The sequence below is a fragment of the Moritella sp. genome (assembly GCF_033791185.1).
Taxonomy (GTDB): domain Bacteria; phylum Pseudomonadota; class Gammaproteobacteria; order Enterobacterales; family Moritellaceae; genus Moritella.
Window position 1 is genome coordinate 1 of sequence record NZ_JASJHF010000091.1, and the last position, 4,472, is coordinate 4,472.

The 4,472-nt window shown below is 41.8% G+C and carries 3 protein-coding genes and 2 pseudogenes; all 5 read right to left on the reverse strand.

Annotated elements, in window-relative coordinates; all coding sequences use genetic code 11:
• Positions 1–324, reverse strand: a pseudogene (locus QNK26_RS05775) (chemotaxis protein); the annotation flags it as partial.
• A gap of 93 nt (positions 325–417) precedes the next feature.
• Complete coding sequence (locus QNK26_RS05780; protein WP_319221454.1) at positions 418–2,034, reverse strand: dipeptide ABC transporter ATP-binding protein; 1,617 nt, start codon at positions 2,032–2,034, stop codon at positions 418–420.
• A complete protein-coding gene (locus QNK26_RS05785; RefSeq protein WP_319221457.1) occupies positions 2,034–3,056 on the reverse strand; it encodes an ABC transporter permease in 1,023 nt (340 codons plus the stop codon). The genes QNK26_RS05780 and QNK26_RS05785 overlap by 1 nt, the downstream gene beginning before the upstream one ends.
• Positions 3,057–3,082: 26 nt before the next feature.
• A complete protein-coding gene (locus QNK26_RS05790) occupies positions 3,083–4,186 on the reverse strand; it encodes a microcin C ABC transporter permease YejB (protein ID WP_319221455.1) in 1,104 nt (367 codons plus the stop codon).
• A gap of 5 nt (positions 4,187–4,191) precedes the next feature.
• Positions 4,192–4,472 (reverse strand): annotated as a pseudogene (locus QNK26_RS05795) (ABC transporter substrate-binding protein); the annotation flags it as partial.

Below are 4,472 nucleotides of genomic sequence, written 5' to 3' on the forward strand. Positions count from 1 at the left end.
AATCGAATGTGAACTCGCACCACCAGTCTGAAACATTAAGTTCGTCAGGTGGAGCATGCCGCCAAGTTGCATCACATTACCAGCAATAATTGGGCTCACAGCGACTTTAATCAGCACTAAACTAAGCATAAAACCGATGAGCATAACCATAGAGCTATTGACTAACGCGGTGACGTCAAGGTTATTCCATTTAAGTGCACTATAACCACCTACAATTATCCCAACCAGTGCAAAAGTAATGATACCCCGACCTTTAATTTTATCATCGTCACTTTTTTGAGCTCGTAGTAGATACTGATAAAAGTGGTTTCCAAGTGATGACATCTATAATCCTTTATTTAAATAAAATAGAATAATATGCAAAAGCAGTATGATTGAATCTAGCATGCTTGATACTTCAATACCATTCAACTAATACTAAAGTGTTATGGTTTTTTTTGATATCAACTCTTGGTCTTGGTTAAAAAACATCGCCGCGGATAATAACGCTTGGGTATAAGGTTGTAGGGGCCGATTGAATAATAATTCAGTTTCACCTTCTTCAACCACTTTACCTGCTTTAAGCACCATAATACGGTGGCTAACAGCCCGCACAACACTTAAATCGTGGGTAATAAATATGTAACTTAATTGGTGCTGTTGTTGCAATTGGCACAATAAATCTAAGATCTGTTTTTGCACCGTTCGATCTAATGCAGATGTGGGTTCATCGAGAATTAATACCTTCGGTTTCAACACCAAAGCCCGCGCGATAGCAATTCGCTGGCGTTGTCCTCCTGAGAATTGATGAGGGTAGCGATCCAAAACCTCCACTGGTAACGCAACATCAACCAAGGCTTGCTGAATAGCAATTTCGATTTCAGCATCACTGTGCTTACCTTGGACTTCTAACCCCTCACTAATGATCTGGCGAACAGAGAGCCGAGGACTTAAACTACCAAACGGATCTTGAAATACAATTTGCAACGATTGACGATACTCACGCATAGCAGTCAGATTGAGTCCTTGCAGATTGGTGCCACCATAATAAATATCGCCTTCACTATTAATTAGCCTTAATAACCCCCGCACCAAGGTACTTTTACCTGAGCCACTTTCACCTACAATACCAAGGGTTTCACCTTGCATTAATTGTAATGACACGCCATCGACAGCTTTAATATGATCATAAGTACGCTGCAACAATCCTTTCTTGAGTGGGAACCACACCTTAAAGTCACGCACATCCAATAAGCAGTTAGTTTCGGTGAGCGCAGTAATATAACGTTGGGGTTCAGCATTTAACAGCATTTTAGTATAGCCGTGTTGTGGCTGACTAAAGATCATATCGACACTACCCGACTCAACGATTTTACCTTGCTTCATTACCGCGACTTCATCAGCCAAGTGTTTAACAATATTAAGATCGTGGGTGATCATTAATATCGCCATACCGAGTTTCGCTTGTAATGATTTTAACAATTCTAAAATTTGTAATTGTACTGTGACATCGAGTGCCGTGGTTGGCTCATCAGCGATCAATAAATCCGGTTCATTCGCCAATGCCATGGCGATCATCACACGTTGGCGCTGACCACCAGATAATTCATGAGGATAAGATGTTAAACGTTTTTCTGGCTCCGGTATCGCCACTAACTTCATTAACTCAAGACAGCGTAATTGCGCTGCTTTTTTATTTAAGCCTTGATGTAAGAAGAGTATTTCTGATATCTGCTTTTCGATGGTATGCAGTGGATTTAACGACGTCATTGGCTCTTGAAAGATCATACTCGCAGTATTACCACGTAACGATTGCATCACGGCGCGATCTTTGCCGACCACCTCTTTACCCATCAACTTAATACTGCCCGCCGGATAGTTAGCCGCAGGAAAGGGTAATAATTGTAACACTGACAAAGCAGTTACCGATTTTCCCGAACCACTTTCGCCTACCAGTGCGAATGTTTTACCTTTCTCTATCTTAAAAGAGACATTCTCAACCACAGTCCGTTGACCAAAATTAACCGATAAATTGTTTACTTCCAGAACTGTCATCACGCACCCTTACGCGGGTCAAACGCATCACGCGCCGCCTCGCCAATAAATACCAATAACACCAAGATCACCGCCATCGACACAAACGCAGTGATCCCCAGCCAAGGTGCTTGCAAATTATTTTTACCCTGCTTAATTAATTCACCTAACGACGGCGACCCCACTTCTAAACCAAACCCCAGAAAGTCTAATGAGGTTAACGTGGTTAATGCCCCCGTAAAAATAAACGGCATGAAAGTCATCGTCGCCACCATGGCATTAGGTAAAATATGCTTAAACATAATGGCGCGATGAGATTGACCCAAGGCTTTAGCGGCAATGACATATTCAAGATGTCGACCACGTAAAAACTCAGCGCGCACTACATCCACTAACGCCATCCAACTAAATAACAACATAATGCTCAGCAACCACCAAAAATTAGGTTGGACTAAACTGGCTAAAATAATCAATAAAAATAACATCGGTAAACCAGACCAGATCTCGATAAAACGTTGACCATAAAGATCAATGCGGCCGCCAAAGTAGCCTTGCACAGCCCCTACCATAACGCCGACAATCGAACTAAAGACCGTTAAGGTGATCGCAAATAATACCGAGATACGAAAGCCATAAATAAGCCGTGCTAGCACATCACGACTTTGATCGTCGGTGCCTAACAAATTATGTTTATCGGGGGCCGAAGGTGCTGGCACAGTTAAATCATAATTAAAAGTATCATAGCTAAATGGTACCAACGGCCACCATATCTCACCGTGTTCTAAGATCAGTTCTTGAATGTATTCATCACGATAATCCGCATTGACATCCAACTCCCCACCAAACTCAAGTTCGTTATAATCATATAACACAGGTAAGTAATAACTGTCGTTGTAACGCACTAATAACGGTTTATCATTGGCAATGAACTCAGCACATAAACTTAGTAAAAATAATCCGGTGAATAACCACAGCGACCAATAACCGCGTTTATTATGCTTAAAGGTTTGCCAGCGATTTAAGTTCATCGGATTTTGCTTGATCCGGTGCCAAGTTGTGATCCAGCCCATTATGCTTGCGCCTCAAAATTAATACGTGGATCAATTAGCATATAAGTAACATCACTGATTAACTTAATAATCAGTCCCATCAAGGTAAAGATATACAAGGTGCCAAACACGACTGGATAATCACGGTTAATCACTGACTCAAAACCTAATAAACCTAAACCATCTAACGAGAAAATAATTTCAATCATCAAGGAACCAGTAAAGAAAATACTGATCAGCGCCGCTGGTAATCCAGCAATCACTAATAACATGGCATTACGAAATACATGCCCGTATAACACTTGATTTTCAGTTAACCCTTTTGCCCTTGCAGTGACCACATATTGCTTATTGATTTCATCTAAAAAGGTATTTTTAGTCAATAACGTTAAAGTGGCAAAACTGCTGATCACTGAGGCTAAAACAGGCAGAGATAAATGCCAGAAATAATCTTTAATTTGTTCGAAAGTAGATAGTTCATCGAAATTAGCGGAAGTCAGTCCACGCAACGGGAACCAATCAAAATAGCTGCCGCCAGCAAACAGGACGATCAGTAATAAAGCAAACAAGAAATTGGGTATAGCGAAACCAATAACAACCGCGCTTGAGCTCCAAATATCAAACGAAGAACCGTGGCTGATGGCTTTTTTAATTCCCAGAGGAATGGAGATAAGATAAACCAAGATCGTCGTCCACAGCCCTAATGAGATCGATACAGGCAACTTATCCAGCATCAGATCAATCACCGAACTATCGCGGAAAAAACTATCGCCAAAATCAAACTGCACATAACTCTTTACCATCAACCAATAACGTTCATGCAAGGGTTTATCAAAACCATATAAGCGCTCGAGTTCTTTGATGTATTCAGGGTCTATGCCTTGTGCGCCACGATACTGGCCACTACTGGATTGTGAACCCGCATTATTAGCTAAATTATTCACCTCACCTTGGCTATTACCATCAACACGGCTAGTCGCCGAGCTTTCAATGCCTTGCAACTTAGCTAACGATTGCTCGACAGGGCCACCAGGAGCAGCTTGGATAATGATAAAATTAAGGGTGATGATGCCTAGCAAGGTCGGGATCATCAACAAGCATCGACGTAAAATATAACTCCACATATGATTTAATTATCCTGGCTGTTGGTTGGCGCTTGTTGCCACCAACTGTCAATGGCCAAACCGTATTTAGGTAGCTTTTCGGGACGTTGTATTTGCTGCCAATAAGCCACCCGATAACTGCTAATATGCCATTGTGGGATCACCAAGTATTTCCACAGCAGTACCCGGTCTAAGGCTTTGGTTGCAGTAATTAGATTGTCACGATCCGTAGCATTGATCACTGCCGTCACGAGCGCATCTACCACGGGGTCCTGCAAGCCAATACGATTGAGTGTACCTGGTACAT

Bases quoted from the DNA above. Each gene is read 5' to 3' on its own strand.
- QNK26_RS05780 (WP_319221454.1), bottom strand. From the start codon at position 2,034: ATGACAGTTCTGGAAGTAAACAATTTATCGGTTAATTTTGGTCAACGG.
- QNK26_RS05790 (WP_319221455.1), bottom strand. From the start codon at position 4,186: ATGTGGAGTTATATTTTACGTCGATGCTTGTTGATGATCCCGACCTTG.